Source organism: Alkalihalobacillus sp. TS-13 (assembly GCF_019720915.1).
Taxonomy (GTDB): domain Bacteria; phylum Bacillota; class Bacilli; order Bacillales; family Fictibacillaceae; genus Pseudalkalibacillus.
The window spans coordinates 1-18,636 of sequence record NZ_JAHKSI010000002.1 but is presented as its reverse complement, the minus strand read 5'-3'; the positions used below and the strand labels follow the sequence as shown (position 1 = coordinate 18,636).

The 18,636-nt window shown below is 38.3% G+C and carries 17 protein-coding genes and 2 pseudogenes; 14 read left to right on the top strand and 5 right to left on the bottom strand.

Annotation, left to right across the window (positions count from 1 at the left end; all coding sequences use genetic code 11):
* The first annotated feature begins 56 nt into the window (after positions 1-56).
* Entirely contained in the window at positions 57-827 is a 771-nt protein-coding gene (locus KOL94_RS16855; protein WP_221567781.1) for a creatininase family protein, read from the top strand.
* A gap of 227 nt (positions 828-1,054) precedes the next feature.
* On the opposite strand, the gene KOL94_RS16850 is transcribed toward KOL94_RS16855, so the two are convergent.
* A complete protein-coding gene (locus KOL94_RS16850) occupies positions 1,055-2,791 on the bottom strand; it encodes an ABC transporter ATP-binding protein (RefSeq protein ID WP_221567780.1) in 1,737 nt (578 codons plus the stop codon).
* A gap of 76 nt (positions 2,792-2,867) precedes the next feature.
* Positions 2,868-3,248: pseudogene (gene uvrA / locus KOL94_RS25900) on the bottom strand (ABC-ATPase UvrA); the annotation flags it as partial.
* A 739-nt stretch (positions 3,249-3,987) separates the two neighbouring features.
* On the opposite strand from uvrA, the gene KOL94_RS16840 reads away from it, so the two are divergent.
* From KOL94_RS16840 to KOL94_RS16810, 7 genes are all read left to right on the top strand, one after another.
* The gene (locus tag KOL94_RS16840) at positions 3,988-4,824 is read left to right on the top strand and encodes a helix-turn-helix domain-containing protein (protein ID WP_221567778.1); all 837 of its coding nucleotides are present in this window, start codon (positions 3,988-3,990) and stop codon (positions 4,822-4,824) included.
* Positions 4,825-4,921: 97 nt separating this feature from the next.
* A complete protein-coding gene (locus KOL94_RS16835) occupies positions 4,922-5,479 on the top strand; it encodes a dihydrofolate reductase family protein (RefSeq protein WP_260412492.1) in 558 nt (185 codons plus the stop codon).
* A 320-nt stretch (positions 5,480-5,799) separates the two neighbouring features.
* The gene (locus KOL94_RS16830) at positions 5,800-5,982 is read left to right on the top strand and encodes a hypothetical protein (protein WP_260412491.1); all 183 of its coding nucleotides are present in this window, start codon (positions 5,800-5,802) and stop codon (positions 5,980-5,982) included.
* Between the two features lie 170 nt (positions 5,983-6,152).
* The gene (locus KOL94_RS16825) at positions 6,153-6,605 is read left to right on the top strand and encodes a VOC family protein (RefSeq protein ID WP_026965279.1); all 453 of its coding nucleotides are present in this window, start codon (positions 6,153-6,155) and stop codon (positions 6,603-6,605) included.
* A 334-nt stretch (positions 6,606-6,939) separates the two neighbouring features.
* Positions 6,940-7,410: a DinB family protein gene (locus KOL94_RS16820; protein ID WP_221567776.1), complete on the top strand. Its 471-nt coding sequence runs from the start codon at positions 6,940-6,942 to the stop codon at positions 7,408-7,410.
* 202 nt (positions 7,411-7,612) lie between these two features.
* A complete protein-coding gene (locus KOL94_RS16815) occupies positions 7,613-8,107 on the top strand; it encodes a DinB family protein (RefSeq protein WP_221567775.1) in 495 nt (164 codons plus the stop codon).
* 141 nt (positions 8,108-8,248) lie between these two features.
* The gene (locus KOL94_RS16810; RefSeq protein ID WP_221567774.1) at positions 8,249-8,437 is read left to right on the top strand and encodes a hypothetical protein; all 189 of its coding nucleotides are present in this window, start codon (positions 8,249-8,251) and stop codon (positions 8,435-8,437) included.
* Positions 8,438-8,518: 81 nt separating this feature from the next.
* Here the strand turns inward: KOL94_RS16810 and KOL94_RS16805 are convergent, their stop codons facing one another.
* Positions 8,519-9,073 (bottom strand): dihydrofolate reductase family protein, encoded by a 555-nt coding sequence (locus KOL94_RS16805; protein ID WP_221567773.1) that lies wholly within the window; start codon positions 9,071-9,073, stop codon positions 8,519-8,521.
* 699 nt (positions 9,074-9,772) lie between these two features.
* Positions 9,773-10,216, bottom strand: a complete 444-nt coding sequence (locus tag KOL94_RS16800) for a VOC family protein (protein ID WP_221567772.1) — start codon at positions 10,214-10,216, stop codon at positions 9,773-9,775.
* 81 nt (positions 10,217-10,297) lie between these two features.
* On the opposite strand from KOL94_RS16800, the gene KOL94_RS16795 reads away from it, so the two are divergent.
* On the top strand, positions 10,298-11,242 hold the full coding sequence (locus KOL94_RS16795; RefSeq protein ID WP_221567771.1) for a helix-turn-helix transcriptional regulator: 945 nt from the start codon (positions 10,298-10,300) through the stop codon (positions 11,240-11,242).
* Between the two features lie 383 nt (positions 11,243-11,625).
* Here the strand turns inward: KOL94_RS16795 and KOL94_RS16790 are convergent, their stop codons facing one another.
* On the bottom strand, positions 11,626-13,002 hold the full coding sequence (locus tag KOL94_RS16790) for an aminotransferase-like domain-containing protein (protein WP_221567770.1): 1,377 nt from the start codon (positions 13,000-13,002) through the stop codon (positions 11,626-11,628).
* 221 nt (positions 13,003-13,223) lie between these two features.
* On the opposite strand from KOL94_RS16790, the gene KOL94_RS16785 reads away from it, so the two are divergent.
* The 5 genes and pseudogenes from KOL94_RS16785 (at position 13,224) to KOL94_RS16770 (ending at position 17,586) form a co-directional block, all read left to right on the top strand.
* The gene (locus tag KOL94_RS16785; RefSeq protein ID WP_260412490.1) at positions 13,224-14,174 is read left to right on the top strand and encodes a DMT family transporter; all 951 of its coding nucleotides are present in this window, start codon (positions 13,224-13,226) and stop codon (positions 14,172-14,174) included.
* A 156-nt stretch (positions 14,175-14,330) separates the two neighbouring features.
* A complete protein-coding gene (locus KOL94_RS16780) occupies positions 14,331-15,212 on the top strand; it encodes a PhzF family phenazine biosynthesis protein (RefSeq protein ID WP_260412489.1) in 882 nt (293 codons plus the stop codon).
* A 317-nt stretch (positions 15,213-15,529) separates the two neighbouring features.
* On the top strand, positions 15,530-15,904 hold the full coding sequence (locus KOL94_RS25665) for an aldehyde dehydrogenase family protein (RefSeq protein WP_311775182.1): 375 nt from the start codon (positions 15,530-15,532) through the stop codon (positions 15,902-15,904).
* Positions 15,822-16,055, top strand: a complete 234-nt coding sequence (locus KOL94_RS25805; RefSeq protein ID WP_369010066.1) for a GNAT family N-acetyltransferase — start codon at positions 15,822-15,824, stop codon at positions 16,053-16,055. Before KOL94_RS25665 ends, KOL94_RS25805 begins: the two co-directional genes overlap by 83 nt.
* Positions 16,056-16,230: 175 nt before the next feature.
* Positions 16,231-17,586 (top strand): annotated as a pseudogene (locus tag KOL94_RS16770) (MATE family efflux transporter).
* The last annotated feature ends 1,050 nt before the right edge of the window (positions 17,587-18,636 follow it).

The following is an 18,636-nucleotide window of genomic DNA, read 5'->3' as shown; positions in this document are numbered from 1 at the left end:
CAATTTTAAGGTATGAGGGGCGACAGATCATTATTGAAACATTGGAGGAAATCAAATTGAAAACCCATGATTACTTACTTGAACACATGAACTGGCCAACCATAAAAGAAAAAATTGAAGCTGGGATGGATACAGTCATTATTTGTACAGCATCCGTCGAGCAGCATGGTTATCACTTATCTGAACTGACGGATACTGTGATCGGTCAGGCAACTGGAATTCTTGTTGCAGAAAAGCTTGGTGATGCACTTGTTGCCCCGGTTATTCGTCCAGGTCTGTCGGAGCACCATATTCCAATGGCGGGAAGCTTGACGCTTCGTCCAGAAGTGTACCGTGGGATCATTGAGGATTATGTCACAAGCTATAAAAAGCACGGATTCAAAAAGGTTATCATTTTCTCTTCTCATGGAGGAAACTTTACTGAAAATGAGAAGATCGTCAAGAACCTACAAGAGATACATCCAGAGATGCAATTTAGCAGTGCATTATCTTTAATGGAATTGATGGAACTTATGGCACGATTTGAAAAGAAGTATGGATTAGTTGAAGGAAGCTGCGGACATGGAGGTGCAATGGAAACATCTGTCATGCTTCATATTGCACCTGATCAAGTGGATATGGATAAAGCAACACCTGGATATATCGGTCCAATGACAGAGGACGTTTTAAATAAGTTGTTTGAAAATGGGATTGTCGGACTAACAGAAGTCGGTATTTTGGGTGATCCGAGACAGGCAACAGCAGAATGGGGTGAATACTTCTTAGAGCTTTTTTCCGATGAAATCGTAAAAGCAGTTCAAAAGGATTTTTATAGGGTTGTTAGGTAGCGAATATAGAAAATCGGAAACGTGTATGCCGATTGTGTTGCCATTTTAATGTCATTCTTTCTTTGGCAGCTCTTTCTTATGGTGAGAAAAGGATGAATGAACATTGTAATTCCATTAGTAGAAGATTTCTAATGAGCCCATCCTCAAAAAATTCCTTGAAGTCGACAAATTACGAAATATAAGGTCCACTTTCATAAAAGTTGAAGTGGACCTTACTTCTAGCCAATTTAAGTCAATTGTTGTTCGGCGTATTCTCGATAGAGGTTATGGGAGCGGACGAGTTCTTGGTGGGTGCCTTCTCCGGTTATTCGTCCTTTTTCAATAAAGATGATTTTATCTGCGTTTACGATAGTCGATAACCGGTGTGCGATGACAAAGGTTGTACGCCCTTCCATGAGTCGGGCTAGGGCTTGTTGCACGATTCCTTCTGATTGGCTGTCTAAGCTTGCTGTTGCTTCATCCATCATCAATATTTTTGGATCTCTTAGGAATGCCCGTGCTATAGCGATCCGTTGCCGCTGGCCGCCGGAAAGCATGACGCCGCGCTCGCCGACTTCTGTATCAAGACCGTTCGAAAACTCTTTTATGAATTCATCCGCGTACGCCATCTTCGACACATCCCATAGGCCATCATCGGTAATATCCTCGCGATCCTCCAAACCATAGCATAAATTTTCCCGGATTGTTCCGACCATCATCGGGCTATCTTGTGAAACATAACCGATCTGTTTTCGCCAAGAGTAGATCGATAGCTCTTTTGCCGATGTGTTTCCGATTCGAATATCACCAGAGGTCGGTTCGTAGAAGCGTTCAAGCAATCCAAATATGGTGGTTTTCCCGCCTCCGCTCGGACCGGCAAAAGCGACCATCGTTCCTGGTTGTACATCAAAGGATACATTTTTCAAGACCGGCTCATTTTCACCGTAAGAAAAGGATACATCATCGACATGAATCGCTTGATTCGTTATGTCCATGGATTTCCCTTCTTGTCCTGCCTCAACATCTACTTCCAATATACCGATAATCCGTTCTGTTGCCCCCTTTGCTTTTTGAAGCTGGGTAAAGAACATTGCGAAGGACGTAATCGGGAATATAATCTGGAATAAATAGAGTAAAAACGCTACAAGTGAACCAGTTGTCATTGTCCCATCGGCGACCCGAATTCCTCCATACCCGATTATGATGACGATGACAATCATAATGACGAAATACATCAGTGGGGCAATGAGGGAAAAAATCAACCCCTCCTTCAATCCATAGGAAAAAAGCTTTTCAATCCCCGTCAACCCCTTTTTTTCTTCGGTTACTTCTGCATTGGAGGCTTTCATCAAACGGATTTCGCTAAGGGTTTGCTGCACATTACCAGTAAAGCTTGCTGTTTCATCTTGCAAGCCACGGGAGATTTTTGACATTCTGCTACCGAGTGGCATTATGATAAGAACAGTGATCGGAACAGAGATGAACATTAATAATGTCATTTTCCAGTCCATCACAAACAAGATGATGACAGCTCCAATGATGGTGATGATCCCGATTATGAATTGAGGAAAATGCTGGGAGATCAAATCTCTTACAATTCCGGTATCATTGACGACACGACTGACCGTTTCCCCGCTTGTATTTTTATCATAGTACTTGACTGGCAGGCGTAAAAGCTTGAACCACATTCTTTCCCGCAAGCGGGCGATGATTTTTTGACCAACATAAATCAGTGCATACGTGGAAATCCCACTGGTGACCGCCTGTAAAATGAAGACGATAATGATCACCGCGATCAAAAAGGTATTCAAGGAATCAATCGAAAAACCATCGACCATTTCCCTTGTTAACAGTGGGATCGTAAGTCCAACAAGTGTGGTGATGAGACTCCCGATCAGCCCTACAGCTAGAGAAAGCTTTGGTATTTTTGTAGAAAGGATGAGGGAGAAAAAAGGTTTAAGTGTATTCTTTTGCTCTTTTTCCATAGATTTGGCTCCTTTAACATGCATCGTAATGCCTCTGGTCCTGTATACGAACCAGAGCGTTCCATGTTTCAATCTTTTATAAGAAGTTTAAAAATTTCCCTGTATGTGATGCTTCTGTTCGGGCCATTTGTTCTGGTGTACCTTCGGCGACGACTTGCCCACCAGCTTCTCCGCCTTCAGGGCCGATGTCGATGACCCAATCGGATGCGCGGATGACCTCCAAGGTGTGCTCTACGACAATGACTGTGTTCCCAGCATCAACGAGCCGATTTAAAAGGAGGAGGAGCTTGTTTACATCGGTTGAGTGAAGTCCTCTGGTCGGTTCATCGAGCAGGTAGAGCGTATGATCCGACTTTTGCTTGTACAGCTCTTTCGCTAATTTCAAGCGTTGTCCTTCTCCGCCAGATAAGGTTGTGACCGATTGTCCCCAACTCAAGTATCCTAACCCGACATCGATGATTCGTGTCACTTTCGTTTTTAAATCATGCAGCAGCGCTTCAACAACGTGCATGCTTTCCATCGGTAAGTTCGGCTGAATCTTCTCGATCCAAGTAAGGATGTCATCAAGAGACCATTTCGTTAACCTCGTTATTGAGGTGCCAGCTACTGAAACAAGACGGCTTGCTTCCATTAAACGTTGTCCTGAACAATCTGGACATACTTTGGAGAAAAATAATTTCGCTTCCCCTGATTGGCGGATTTTTCCCTGTATCTTCTCCAAATGCCAGTGACGACACCCTCAAATTTCCCCTGACTCACCGTTTTCGGAACCTTTTTATCTAAGAAATGTGAAATGAAAGGATCGCTTTCGGCCCCATAATTGCACCCAAGCCAGTGATCCCTGCAAAGTTTCAATAAACGTTATAGATAAAATAAAGATCAAAGTGAACCTAACAAAAGTCCAACGGTATAAAAGTGGAATAAACTAAGAGGGATAAAAGTAAAAAAGCTCCCCATATCAAAAAAGCATAGGGCGATTGGTGAATTTAAACTTTGATTTAAATAAACGACATGTTATTAGGGGCTTGCTGAATAATCAATGGCCCAAAAGGGTTTATCCGATGTTTCAACGAATTTATATGCAAGGATATCATGAGTAGAGCCTACAATAACTTGCATCTGGAGGTATGTAATATGTATCAACCAGTGTCCCATAGGAATCAGAAACTACCCTTAGCCGGAGGTTTTGGCGGGTTATGAGAACAATAAACTTTACAGTCTTGCCGCCACCAAAGGTATTGAGAAGCGACATTGAGTGCCTTCGGATTGCCTCGCATACCGGTAGTGAAGCACTGGATGTTAAGGTATGTCCGAATGGCCTCCCTGGTATTGTGTTCCAGCTTTCTACCGATGCTTCAGCTGCTATAGAGAGTATTTCGACCCGATCGGCACAAATCTCGAATATTCCCATATTGTTTCTACATGGACAAGGTTCGGAACCGAGTGTCATGCACTTCAGAAACAGGCGGTACACGACAATACAAGTGGTCTTCAAGTCTCACGCGCTCTATACGCTGTTTGGTATGGATGCATCCTCGCTCAACCAAGGTTTTCTAATGCCCGACCAATTTGGCGCAAAAGAGCTTGAGAAGAAGCTTTTAGCCACCAAAACAAATGCCGAGCGAATTACTATGCTCGGCGAATTCCTGATCACAAAGCTGGAGAAAACGAATAAAAGAGATGAACTCATCGAACAGGCGCTGGGTTTTATTCGTTTGCACATTTCAACTATTACAGTGAAAGATTTATTGTCGGCATTTCATATTTCCGAGCGTCAATTCCAGAAGCGTTTTGCCCGAGTCGTTGGCATGCCACCCCAGTTGTACATCCGAGTAAAGCGGGTGAATGAGGCACTGAGGATGATGAATACAGGCCAGTACGAACGATTTTCGGATATTGCTTACGCGCTTAACTTTTACGATCAATCGCATTTTATCCGCGACATCAAAGCGTTTTCCTGGGTTACGCCGAAAAGCATTACGAATAAGGTAAGTGAATTCCATAGCGATGAGGCCGGGTCATCGTATTTATAGCAAAAACGACGGCTTTGTACAATTTCATATCACTCTTTCCAATTATAATGAGAATGTAAAACAAAAAGGAAGGATCATTACGATGCGTAAAGTTAAAATGATTAACCGAGTTTCTATTGATGGTTATTTTGCCAGTCTCAACGAAATGACTGGAGGTATGGACTGGTTCGTCCCAGACAACGACGTCGATAAAACGACTCACGAGATGGTGAAAGCAGATACGCTCATAGTAGGCAAGGCTACTTTTGAGTTGTTCGAGGCTTCATGGCCACCCGTTCTGCACGACCCGAACGCCCCGAAAGAAATGAAGGTGTTGGCGCAAGAGCTGACCGACATGAGAAAAATTGTCTTCTCAGAAACGATGAAGATGTCCGACTGGGAGAATACTGAATTTTATAGTAGCGATATCACTGAAGTTGTGAAAAAGCTGAAGGAAGAAGATGGATCTGACATTCTTATCATGGGCAGTGGAACCGTCGTGCAGCAACTTACTAAGGCCGGCCTAATAGACGAGTATGTGTTCATTCTGACACCAGTTATCGCTAGTGGAGGAAAGCCACTTTTCAAAGAGGTTAATCAAAACGAGCTTACGTTCCTCAAAGCCAAGAGCTTTGCTTCTGGCAACGTACTGTTGCACTACGCTGCTGCTGAATAGTTCACGATATGCTGGTTAGAACCTTGCTGTGGTAGCCGAGTCATCGTGGAAGTGAGATAACAAAGAAATATTGTGAAAAATATAATATTCCTTTTGTTCCGGTTTCTACATTGTTAAAATTGCGATCGAATCAGCGATCATCAAAGCGATTCGAAATGAATCAAAAGTATTAAGCTAACTAAAAGGCAGCTGTAGATTTTAAATAAAGTCACGATATTTATAAAAAAGATACGACATTCCCCTTTGGATATGGTATCTAAAGGGGCGTTTTTTAATGAGGGAAAGAATATTGAATATAAGGGCGGACTTAAGAACTGTTGATGGAAAATAGAGTTGTTCCATTAAAGGGCCATTTAATGGAGTACAGGGCAGGAATATTTTGTGGGGAAGGCGAAGTTGTTTTATCGAATAGCAACTACGGTTTCGAATTTTTGAAACTATTTGAACATGATGGCATTCACGAAATAAGGTTCGCGAATATTCCAATAGTAGAGGGTTTATGAAGTGTTGTTCGTTAACAAGATGTTATATGACATACCCGAAAACCCAATTTCACTTTGTTATCATGAACTGTGACAAGGTGTTTTTTATTTGGAAGGAATTTGTAACTTTTTAATAGAATATTTATGAAGATGATCAGATAATAAATTTTTACACATAAGGAGATAAAACTATGGCAAAAAACAAATTACTAAGAATGGACAATGTCGGCATCGTTGTAGAATCCCTTGATGACGCAATCTCTTTCTTCGAGGAGATTGGCTTGAACCTCGAAGGGCGAGCCACTGTCGAAGGTGAATGGGCTGGTCGGGTAACCGGATTGGGTTCTCAGTGCGTAGAGATTGCTATGATGGTTACCCCAGATGGCCACAGCCGACTTGAACTTTCGCGATTTCTCACCCCACCTACTATATCAGATCACCGGACTGCTCCTGTAAACGCCCTCGGTTATCTACGCGTCATGTTCACCGTTGAAGACATTGACGAAATGGTATCCAGACTCACTAAGTATGGTGCTCAGCTCGTTGGCGAAGTGGTTCAGTACGAGGACTCGTATCGGCTCTGCTACATTCGTGGAACCGAAGGACTTCTAATCGGTTTGGCGGAACAACTCGGTAACAAATAAGTAAGTGACGTTTTATAAAAAGCCTTTACTGAAATATACATTACTGAAGTAAAAATTGAAACAGAAAAGCAGTGTGAAAGTAACTCGGAAGAAGTCGGGTACGTCATTTAACACAGCATTCACGCTGCGGGACTCTCCGAGCCCCTTGGTCGCCAGGAGAAAAAGCAGGATTCGTAAATGTGAAAACGTTATATGCCAACCCGTCTCGATTTGAAGAAAATTCTTATTCAATAAAAGGGCAGCATTTGTGGAATAAGAAGAGGAAAGATACGTATCGAACAAAAATATATTAATTGTTAGTATACAATTTAATCTTAATATGGAGGGGCTGTATGTGAAGGAACTAATTGAAGCATATGCTGAAGGATATGACTTGTTACAAAAAGCTTTGGAAGGTCTAACTGAAGAAGAGTTCCGATATAAGCCTGCCCCTGAAAAATGGAGTATACATCAAATAATCATACATATTGCGGACTCGGAACTAGTTTCTACCCAAAGAATAAAAAAAGTCTTAGCTGAAGAGGAACCTATTTTATTTTCGGTTGACCAGGACGCCTGGGCCGTTGAGTTAGGTTATGATACATTGGATCGTGATCAATATCTTCACTTATTCGGACTACTTCGTACAAGTATGCTACCGATACTGAACAGTCTTTCACCTGAACAAGTTCAACGTGTAGGGGTGTATTCCGATGCAGGAAAGTTCACTATTAAACAATTGTTGGAGTACCGGGTTCAACATGTAAAAGGACACCTCTCTCAGATTGAGCATGTAAGGAAGGCTTACCAGAAGGTACGGGCTTAAAGACTTATTTAATTAAAGGAGGCAAAAATTGAAGATCAGTCGATGATCTTCAATTTTATCGGAATTTTAATGTTGCTGAATGTTGAAAAAGTTTAAGGAATTGGCATGACACCTTAATTAGTGAGCTATCTACAACACGCCGCAAGTGAATTTTGACCAAAGGGATTATCTATTAAAGGGATTATATTGGAGGGAATAGAAAATGGATGTAAAGACACTTTTGTTACAACAATGGGCAAGCTGCTTAGATGAAGAAGACTGGTTTCCACCACTTGAAAAAGTACTAGAGGATATTACTTTTGAACAGGCTATTTGGAAACCAGCTGATGGGGCAATGAATTCCATTTGGGAATTAGTTTGTCATTTACTTTTCTATGAAAAGAGATTTCTGATGCGATTTCTTGGTGAAACAGCGAATGAACCACAGGCAGAAAATAATGAATCTACATTTCGATTACCAACTAAGACGTTAGAAAATTGGAAGGAAACAAAACAAGAATACTTTTATGTTCATCGTGAACTTGGAAAAATACTAGAAAAATCAGAACATGAAGATTTGTATAGACAGATCCCAGGAGAAGATAATTCATTAGTGCTTGAATTGAAGAGCTTAGCAATGCACGACGCATATCATATTGGGCAAATTGTATTCCTTAGTAAAATGCAAGGAGCTTGGCCAGGGAAACGCAGCTTTTAATAAAGCTTCATTAGCTTTACAGTTATTCCATTATAGGGCGCGATTGTTCAATAAGAACAGTCGCTTCTTGTGCTAACGAAACAGGATAGTTATATAAGAATTGCACTCTTTAGGAGTAAATTGAAAATAGAGGTTTTCAGTATGAAATCATTATATGATGATATTGGTAAAGGTTATGATACTACTCGTAAGGCTGATCCTGAAATTGCTTGGCGTTTGAGAAATCATTTGCAAGTACCTGGAAAACATCACTCCCAATCATATCTAAACCAGATTCTTTTAAAGCAACAGTGTAGTTTCCAGTTCCGCAAGCAATATCAAGTATTTTAGCTCCATCGGCTTAATGTAACTAGGGGCTTATTAAGTAGAAATGTTCAAGAATTTATGGGCAAAAAAGAGGAAACCAGCCTGTTATTTTTTGGTTGGGTGATAATAAAGGATAACGACTCCTGTATCGTTATACACTTTGGTGTCTACAAGTTTTAGATTAGTTATATCCTTAATGTTTTTGAATAACGGTTTACCACTACCCATGATGATCGGGAAGACCCAAATCCGGTATTCATCAATTAAGTTTTCATTCGTAAGTGCTTGTACGATACTTGCACTACCAATGATTAATATATCTTTGCCGGGTTGTTGTTTTAATTTCCATACTTCTTCCCCAGTATTTCCTTTTACCAATCTTGAATTATTCCATTTCACTTTTTGTAGAGTCTCTGAGAAAACAACTTTCTGTGTTTGATTGATCTCGTCCGCCGTTTTACCCGTAGCAGAAGGCCATAGTTCTGCAAACTCCTGATATGTCTTTCGACCTAATAACATAGTGTCTGCCTTATGATGTTGGTCGAAGGAGATTTCCTCCATTTCATCATTGAATTTAGTAGACGCCCAATCCATTTCTCCATTAGGTGCTGTAATAAAGCCATCCAGCGATACAAACGTCGATGCAATTACTTTTCTCATACTCATTCTCCTTTCAATTTCCCCCACTGTGAGAGGGCCTTTATGCAAGTAGACAATGTGTAGTCGGTTGTGCTCAGCAAGAACATTTAAAGTTGTTTTCATAAACACAATATAACCCATTAGGAATATTCTTGTAAAGGAATATTTCGATTCTTGAATATTAAAATCTCAGGGTTATTCCTGAAACGGGGGCTTTTCTTCAAGAAGGAGAACAGCTCCTATTGAAGTAAGAAGTGGGTTCACAAGAGAGTATAACCTTTATATACATTCACCTGTTCGAGAATAAGATTCTTTGCGTGCTTGGTGGAATCCGAAAGATTATCTAGGTGTTGATGGAGAAATGATATTGACTAATGATATGTCACAAAACGATGTATTGGCACTGATTTTATATCAACTGCAAAACTAATATTTGATTTTGTATGAGATACTAATTTCCTTATTCAACTATCGGGGGCTTTAATCGAAGTTCCCTTTTGAGTTTTATGCTAATAACGATCTTCCACAATCGGGCCATATTGTTGAATAACGCAGATGGGAGTAATCAATCTCTTTTTATCAATACTTGGATATATTTATTATGCGGAGAAGCCATTTTGATCAATCTTTTTCAAAATGGCTTCTTTTTGCCTATCTTAGAATGTGGACATATAAGAAGTATTTGATCAAATTTTATTCAAAGCTATATTACTTATATGTCTATTTTAAGCGCTTATCATACATAAGTTGAATTTGAACACCATAAGGATCTTGAACAATCCCATAAGCTTCACTGAAAACATTCCTAGCAAGCGGGATAATAATTCGTACTCTATCATCGCTTGTTAAATTATGATAAAAGCTTTGTATTTCTGCTAAGTTTGCACTTTGAATACAAAGCGAAATATTATTACCTACATTGAAAGCTTCACTAGGTTGCATTGTTTCTTCAGCGATCATTAGTTTAGTTTTTCCTAGCTGAAGTACCGAATGTGAAATAAAATCTTTGTTTTCTTCTGTTATTACAAGTGAATCATCACGTTTTGCCATATCTGAATATGTCACACATAATAACTCCTTAGCATTTAGATTTTTCTTGTAGAAACTAATTGCATCATTTGCTTTTCCATCCATAGATAAAAAAACTGCAATTTCTAATGTCAATGAAATGACCTCCTTTTATTTTTGACACTATTAGTATACACTTTAAAGGTATCAATTAATGAAACCGTTTAAGGAGTTAATATGAATAGGTCTGAAAGATTAAATGATATGTTGCAATTCATAAATAATAAAAAGACTTTTAACCTTAAGGACTTGATGGAAAAGTATAATATATCTAAAAGTACAGCGATTAGAGATGTTCAATCATTAGAATTATTAGGGATGCCAATTTACGCTGAACAAGGCAGAAATGGGAAGTATTTAGTATTAGAAAATCGTATATTATCTCCAATTATCTTTACTGTTGATGAAATGTATGCAATTTACTTTGCAATGTTGACGTTAGAAGGATATAAAGCAAAACCATTTGAATATGAAATAAGTAAATTAGAGGAAAAATTTAAAGAGGTATTACCTATTCAAGTGAAAGAAAATATTGAGAAAATGAAGGGGTTAATAAGCCTGGAAATTACCAATCATAGTAATTTCAATTCTTATCTAAAAGATATAATTCAAGGCATTATTGATGAAAAAAACTACCTAGTGTCCTATATGAAAACTAAAGAAAAAATACAAATAACAGGTCAGTTTATAAAAATCAACTCAAAATTCGGGCAATGGTATGCGAAATTTTACAATATGGATAAGCAAAAAATCCAAAATCTACGGTGTGATAAAATTCTATCATTAAAAGTGGTTAAAGATAGGAGTTCAATGAGATTAGAGTATTTATTATCACTGTTAGAGACCTACCACAAACAAGCTAATGCAATTCAGTTCTCAATCGTTGTAAATGATAAAGGAAAGGACTTATACGACAAGGAACATTATCCATCAATGTCAATTCAAAAAAAAGATGAACATTATGTCATATCAGGCTATTACAATTTGAACGAAGAAGATTTTATTTCAGATTATTTTTTACGTTTTGGTAGGTCTATCATTTCTATCAGGCCGTACACATTAAAAGCTTTGATTCAAAAGAAGTTGGATATTATCGGTAGGCACTTAAATAACATAAACTAACCCAGTGTGTGTTGATTTTATAAAAAGAGAAAATGGTTTTTAATCTCTTATATTTTTTACTGGCATATAGCTTTCCCCGAGAAAATTTTATCTTCCACGATTGAGCGCACTTCTTGAGCAAGTGCGTCTTTTTGAATCAGGCTATTTTCTTTAATAAGGGGAAGTCAACGATTCTTTTTTTTTCGGAATATAAGACACTTATATCTATTACAGAGTGGAATCGTTACCACCCCCCCTGAGTAAGAACCATGTTGTACTTATTATTCATAAATGATTTTAAAATAGCAACTTCTATTTTAAATGCAGCTCGTTCTCTGGCTGTTCAAAATTGGTCACACGCCAATCGTATTTCGTTTTAAGAAAGAAAGCCCTTTAGATTTAACTCAAAATAATGAAGGTGGACTCTGAAAGATAGAACCTTTCCTGCTATGAATGAAGTCAATGCATCGAGCAATTTGTTCCACTCCTTGTTTAATTTGATTCTCGTTAACTTGAGAAATACTCAGACGAAGCATATTTTCCTTCCTATACTCTGGTAAAAACATCCTTACTGCATCATCAACGTAAATATTTTCCCGTAACAATAAATCAACCATTCGCTTCGCCTTAACGTGATCAGCAAGATATACTGTTAAATAAAATCCTGAAGTAGGTTTAGAAAAGGAAGTGTTCGAAGGAAAATACATTTCACACGCTTCTTGAAGTAACTGCATCTTTCTATGATATAGCCCTCTTATTCTTTTGATGTGTCCATTATACATACCACTTTTTAAATAGATTTCTAAGGCCCCTTGAGAAAGTACAGAACTATTAAAATCTGAACTAAATTTATATCGTAAAAATGTGTTTATCATTAAATTTGGAAGTACTGCAATGGCAAGTCTTAATCCAGGGAGAAAAATTTTAGAGAAACTCTTAATATAAATGACTCTCCCTGAAGAATCATAAGAAAACATTGGGTCAGATTTCGGGTTCGGATCGAGATCACCGAGAAAATCATCCTCGACTATGTAAACATCATATTTTTGGGCTAACTTCACGATTCTTTTTTTCTCATCGTTTGTATAACTGTGTCCAAGTGGATTATGAAACCTTGGTACAGTATAAAAAAATTTGATGTCATTGTTTCGAAATATATATGCTAAACGATCTAGATCCACTCCTTCCATTGATAACTCGATACCGAAAGTAGTCGTGTTATGAAGATGAATAGACTCAATAAATCCGAAATAGGTAGGTTGTTCGATTAAAATATTACTTTTTCCATTTGGAAAAGGCATTGAGACCAACATATTAAGGGCTTGCTGTGATCCCGACACAACAAACAATCTCTTTGGATCAGTAAATACCTGCAAATTCTGTAAATATTTAATAAGTTGATGGCGTAATGAACATAAGCCTTGTCGATCAGAATAATTGAATAGTTCTTCTTTATAAATATCGATAGCTTGGTTTATACAATGTTGAAACTCAATGTAAGGCATTACTTCTTTATCTGGACCAGCGGATAAAAAATCAATCTTATTGTTATCGTTTTTAAAAGTTTGATATTCATTGACAACATAATACCCACTTTTAGGAACTGAATAAATCAAATGTTCCTTTTCTAATTCTTTATAAGCTCTAATTACCGTATTTTTACTGCAATTAAATCGTTCAGACAATTGACGAACGGAAGGGAGTTTATTTCCTGTACCTAGCGTTCCGTTTGCCAGTTGTTCCTTAACTTCGCGGATAATAACCGTATATTTTGTATTCACAATAGAAAACCTCCCTATTTCTGTACCAGGACAGATGAATAAAAACGCTATATATTTAGTTACCAGCTACTATTATATTTTAATTATACTAATACAGATCTTCAAAACAGAAGTCGAAAATCCGGAATGGCACCAATTAGCTACTTTATTCATGACAGTTTGGACAAAATGGGACAGATGTTTTATACGGATTACTATCTGAAAGTTAGGGGTGGAATACTTTGATAGAAAGCAAAGAAAAGAAAGAACGGCTAGGGTTAATTTTAGGATTTATAGGGGTTGTATGTTTTAGTTTGACACTTCCGTCAACACGTATAGCGGTTGAATACTTTGGTCCTACTGTTGTCGGGCTAGGAAGAACGGTAATAGCTTCAATCTTAGTTACTATTGTATTGTTTATAAGAAAGGAAAAACTGCCGTCTGCAAAACAGTTTAAAGGGCTTATCATAGTAGCTCTTGGTGCGGTCTTAGGGTTTCCATTGCTTACATCATGGGCGATGGAAAGTTTACCTGTTTCTCATGGAGCTGTAGAAATAGCCCTTTTACCATTAGCTACAGCAGGATTCGCGATTATCAGAGCAGGTGAAATTCCTTCTTTCAAGTTTTGGATTGCAAGTATTGTAGGATCTATGGCGGTTATTATATATGCCATCCATCTCGGATTCGGTCACTTACAATTTGCGGATATGGCTTTGCTTGCTGCAGTAATTATCCTCGCCCTCAGTTACGCTGAAGGTGGCCGGTTAGCTCAAGACTTAGGTAGTTGGCAAGTGATTGCTTGGGCATTAGTAATAGCTGCTCCGTTTTTTATCATACCTGTCTTATTAAATTTATCTAGCGAAATGCTTCATGTACCCCTGAAGGCTTGGATGAGTTTTATATACCTTGCTGTAGTTAGCCAGTTTTTAGCTTATGTTGCATGGTATAGTGGTCTTGCCATGGGAGGAATTTCAAAGGTAAGTCAGATCCAATATTTACAGCCTTTTTTAATGATTCTTTTTGCAGCTTTATTATTAAACGAATCAATAACGCTTTTCACTATGGTGACTGCCATAATCGTTGTATTTTCCGTTATACTAGGTAAGAATACCGCCGTAAGAAAGGTTCAACCCATGTCACGTGATTCTTTACCGCAATCAAGTGAATCACATAAGTTAAAATCAATTGATTAGCCAGGATTACCAGAGGTTTTAATATCATCTGCAAACGGGTGCAATTCTGCAGTAGTAAGGATTATGCTCTTTATTTTTGTTAAGGACAGTGAGTAACAATTGCTAAAATGTCTTAAAAACTAAAATAATTATAGTTAAGTTAAAAAGAAACATTCTTTGAAATTACTTTATTGGGGTGAATTAGGATTGTTATATTATGTAGTTGATGCTTTTACAGAAACAAAATTTGGCGGGAATCCAGCAGGCGTAGTAATCCATGAAAACTTAGACAAAGAGTTTATGCAGAAATTTGCTGCAGAAGTTCGCTTTTCAGAAACAGCATTTATCAAAAAAATAGACAATAAAAATTTTGAAATAAAGTTTTTTACACCAACTTCACAGGTTGAACTTTGTGGACATGCTACCATTGCATCCTTCAAAGCACTATTGGACAGCCATGCTATTGAAGATAACAATACCTATTTTATAAGAACACTTGCTGGTACACTTTCTGTTGAGATGAATCAATCAATTATTATGATGGAGCAAGCTGAACCTAAGCTAGGAAAAATATTTGATGATTATGATTATTTATCTGACCTTTTTAAAATTGATAAAAACCAAATAGGAGATTTCAATTTAGTACCTCAAGCTGCAAGCACTGGTCTTTGGGATATAATGCTCCCAATAAAAACAAAAGATGCTTTGTATGCTCTAAATCCTGATTTTAAAGAACTTGCTGAATATACAAAGATCAATTTAGTGGGAGGCGTTCATGCATTTACACTTGACACAAAAGAAGGAATATCAGAGAGTAGAAACTTTTGCCCACGCTATGGTATTGATGAGGAGGCAGCAACAGGTACTTCGAATGGGGCTTTAACATATTATCTTTTTAATAACCACGTATTAAATAAATTTAATCAAGATTACTCTTTCCTTCAAGGGTATAGTATGGGCAGACCTTCTAAAATCGTTACAAAATTAATTAATAAAAATAATCCAAGAGTTATGGTAGGCGGGAAAGCAATTATAATAACAAAAGGTAAGCTATACTAAGCGTCATCTTAAAAGAATCTGGCTATTCCGCAATCGGGCGCAATTCTGGAACAAGAATTGTGCTCTTTCTTTATGTATAGGGCATGTATAGGGCCAAATTTTTATGAGAAATAGTAAGTTGGTTCGATTGGATAACTCCATCTAAGGGGGAAAGTTGGTTTCTTTGAGATTCGCTTGGTCACGAAGGCACTGTCCAAATTTTCCGAACGTGAAAGGCAAAAATTGCTCTGACCAAAAAGGAATTCAGATGGTTGGATAGAAGTTTAAGTACAGTCTTAATCCTTAATGTAACTGTCGCTACTAGAAAGGAGCACCCTGTGAATATTGAATTTATTAAATTAACTGAAGCTACTTCATCCCATGTGGAGAAGTTGAACGTATGGGAAAACGATCCCACTTTGATTCCGTTGACTAGACCTAACCAAAACAAGGAGGAATTTGAGCACAAGAGAATAATCACCCAAGATGAACTGGCACAACGAATTGAACATCATCATGTATATCTGATTTATCTCGATGACAAGTTGATAGGAGAAATGAATTATATGGTTGACCCGGATCACCTCTACAAAAAAGAATCGGGAACCGCCTGGATCGGAATTACAATAGGTGAAAAGGAAGGCAGGGGGAAGGGAGTCGGCGATATGGCGATGCGCCCATTTAGAGGAACAGATCAAACTTCAAGGACTTAAGCGTATTGAACTTGGCGTGTTTGAATTTAATAAACAGGCGTACAAACTGTATCAGAAGTTGGGTTACCAGGAAATCGGACGGATCAAAGACTTCACCTACTGGAATGATAAAATGTGGTATGACATCCGCATGGAAAAGTATCTGGATTAGGGACAAAGGAGAGAACTGAGTAGAGATTTAGGGTTCGATTTTGTGTTCATTTGTATTATTACGATTGTTTAGGAGTGAACTTAGATTTACCCTGTAGGATCCGAGTATCAAGGGAAATATCTTAAGTTGATTTGAAATTCGGCAAATTGAATAAATTTCTTCAGGAGTGAACACGTTGACACATAAAGCCTATTTGGCACTTGCACTTCCTCTGACCATCACCACCATCACCACCCCTTTATTGGGAGCAGTAGATACAGCTGTTGTGGGCCATATGCCTGATCCGGCTTACATCGCTGCGGTAGCTGTTGGAACCATCATATTCAACACCATGTATTGGCTGTTTGGTTTTTTACGGGTCAGTACAACCGGATTTGCCACCCAAGCTCATGGTGCTGATGATAAAGAGGGAATGATGCTTGCATTAATAAGGCCTTTACTAATCGCCCTTCTTGTAGGGATTACCCTCATTTTTCTCCAGTGGCCGATCACCCGTTTGTTTTTACCTTTGTTAACCCCTGATCAGCATGTACAATCTCTTGCATCAGAATATTTCTGGATAAGGATATGGGGCGTACCTTTTGGATTATTGAATTACGTGATAATCGGCTGGTTAATGGGAATGTTCATGATAAAAAAGACGCTTTTTCTCCAGCTTTATCTAAACCTTATGAATATTGTACTCGACCTCTTCTTTGTCATTATTTTAAAGTGGGGAGTGCCAGGAGTAGCTAGTGCAACCTTGATTTCAGAATTCACAACGTTTGTGATCGGTATGATTATAGTCTTGAAATTGTCATCCTTTGAGTTAAAGGTACCCTCTATGTCAAAATTCATGAATACTTCTTCGTTTTAAAAAATGATGCAAATGAACCGTGATCTGTTTATCCGCACATTTTGCCTATTGATCGTGTTTAATTTGTTGACGGCAAAAGGGGCTTCATTTGGAACTGAAATACTTGCTGCTAATGCCATACTGATCCAGGTCCATTTCATCATGGCCTACCTTTTTGATGGTTTTGCAAACGCATCAAGTATAATGGCAGGAAGGGCGATCGGTTCAAGGGATCATTTATTGTATAATATGACCATAAGGCTTTCTTGCCAGTGGGCTGTCTTCACCTCCCTAATCATGGCCAGTACCTATTACCTATTGGATTACCGCATTTTCCGCCTGTTCACAAAAATTCCAGAAGTTCTGGAAGAAGCACAGACCTATCAGAGCTGGATACTGCTTTTCCCGCTCCTCGCCAGTTTTGGGATAGTCCTTCATGGGTTGTATGTTGGTTCAACAGAAGCAGCCCCTATACGAAATAGTATGATATATGCCCTTATCTTATTTTTAATGGCCCTTTTCTTAACGGTTCCTAGTCTGGGAAACCATGGGTTGTGGTTCGCTTTCATCCTCTTTAGTGTAGCGCGTTCCTTTTTTTTACTCTTGTTTGTCCCAGGTTTACGAAAGAAGCTTTTTCCTTCAAATGAAATTCATGATGGAAAGAGGGGAAAAATTTATATAGGAATGCGTTCTTAGTAAGAATAATCAATCTACTAATGGCGAATCGTGTGATCGAATGCACTGAAACGGTTAACAGCAATGATGAGTTTCCTGTTTAATTGTTAAATAAGTGTGTAACAGATATACAAGGAAGCATATTCAGCTTATTTTCGGGAGTGGGATCATCTAAACCTTATTGACTGATAATTAACTACGAAAGGAAGAAGGGGCTACCTCAAACATAGGTTTAGGTGCCCCTTTAAATAGTTAAACTCGCACTAGCTTGAACCTGGATAGATCCACTATTAATATCCGTGTCTCTGTATCAAAGAGTGTCCCGACTTGATAGGCGAAGGTAGCACATCTAGATTGCTCATCAGAGTACAAAGTAAAGTGAAGATTGTCGGACAGTCTGCTCCCTTTAAACATAATGGATCTTTACTTCTGACGATCTCTCCCGCCAATAATTAATGAGCGTTTTGTCGATTCCAGGACGATGAACCCGGTTTCCCCTTAATTTAAGGTAACCATCTCGGTAGATGGATTGTAACCACTTGCTGCGGCATTTACTCGGTACGTTCCAGCCTCTCGTCTTGTAAATTCAAACAGTCCATCGGTGGTTGTGGGGTGGATCTTTTTGGTTTAAGAACAAGAACCAAATTCCTAGTAGTTGGCATATAACTCTATCTAACTTTTCATGGGGAGCTACTAAAAGAAGATTGAATCAAATTAAATCTATTGAATACTATTAAAGTCACAATGTGTAGTTATGATGCATTACCCCTGTGAATATGGTTATCCAAAGGGTTTTATAGTGAAAAAGGAAAAGAACATTTGAAGTTGAAAAGTTGATTAAGAACCTGTGGAGTGACAATAGAGTTGTTAGTTAAAGGTCCAGATTGTGGAGTAAGGAAGGAATTGAAATGGTTATTCTTGAAATTGGAAGCTAAGCAGTTAAAGGCAGCATTCCTGTTATGAAGTAATATCGGAGTTGAGAAAGAAATAAGCCCCTTGGTATGATGTTTTAAGCTGGCCAGCAAAAAAACAACATTCCAGGAGGCTGCACAATGAATTATAACCAAAATC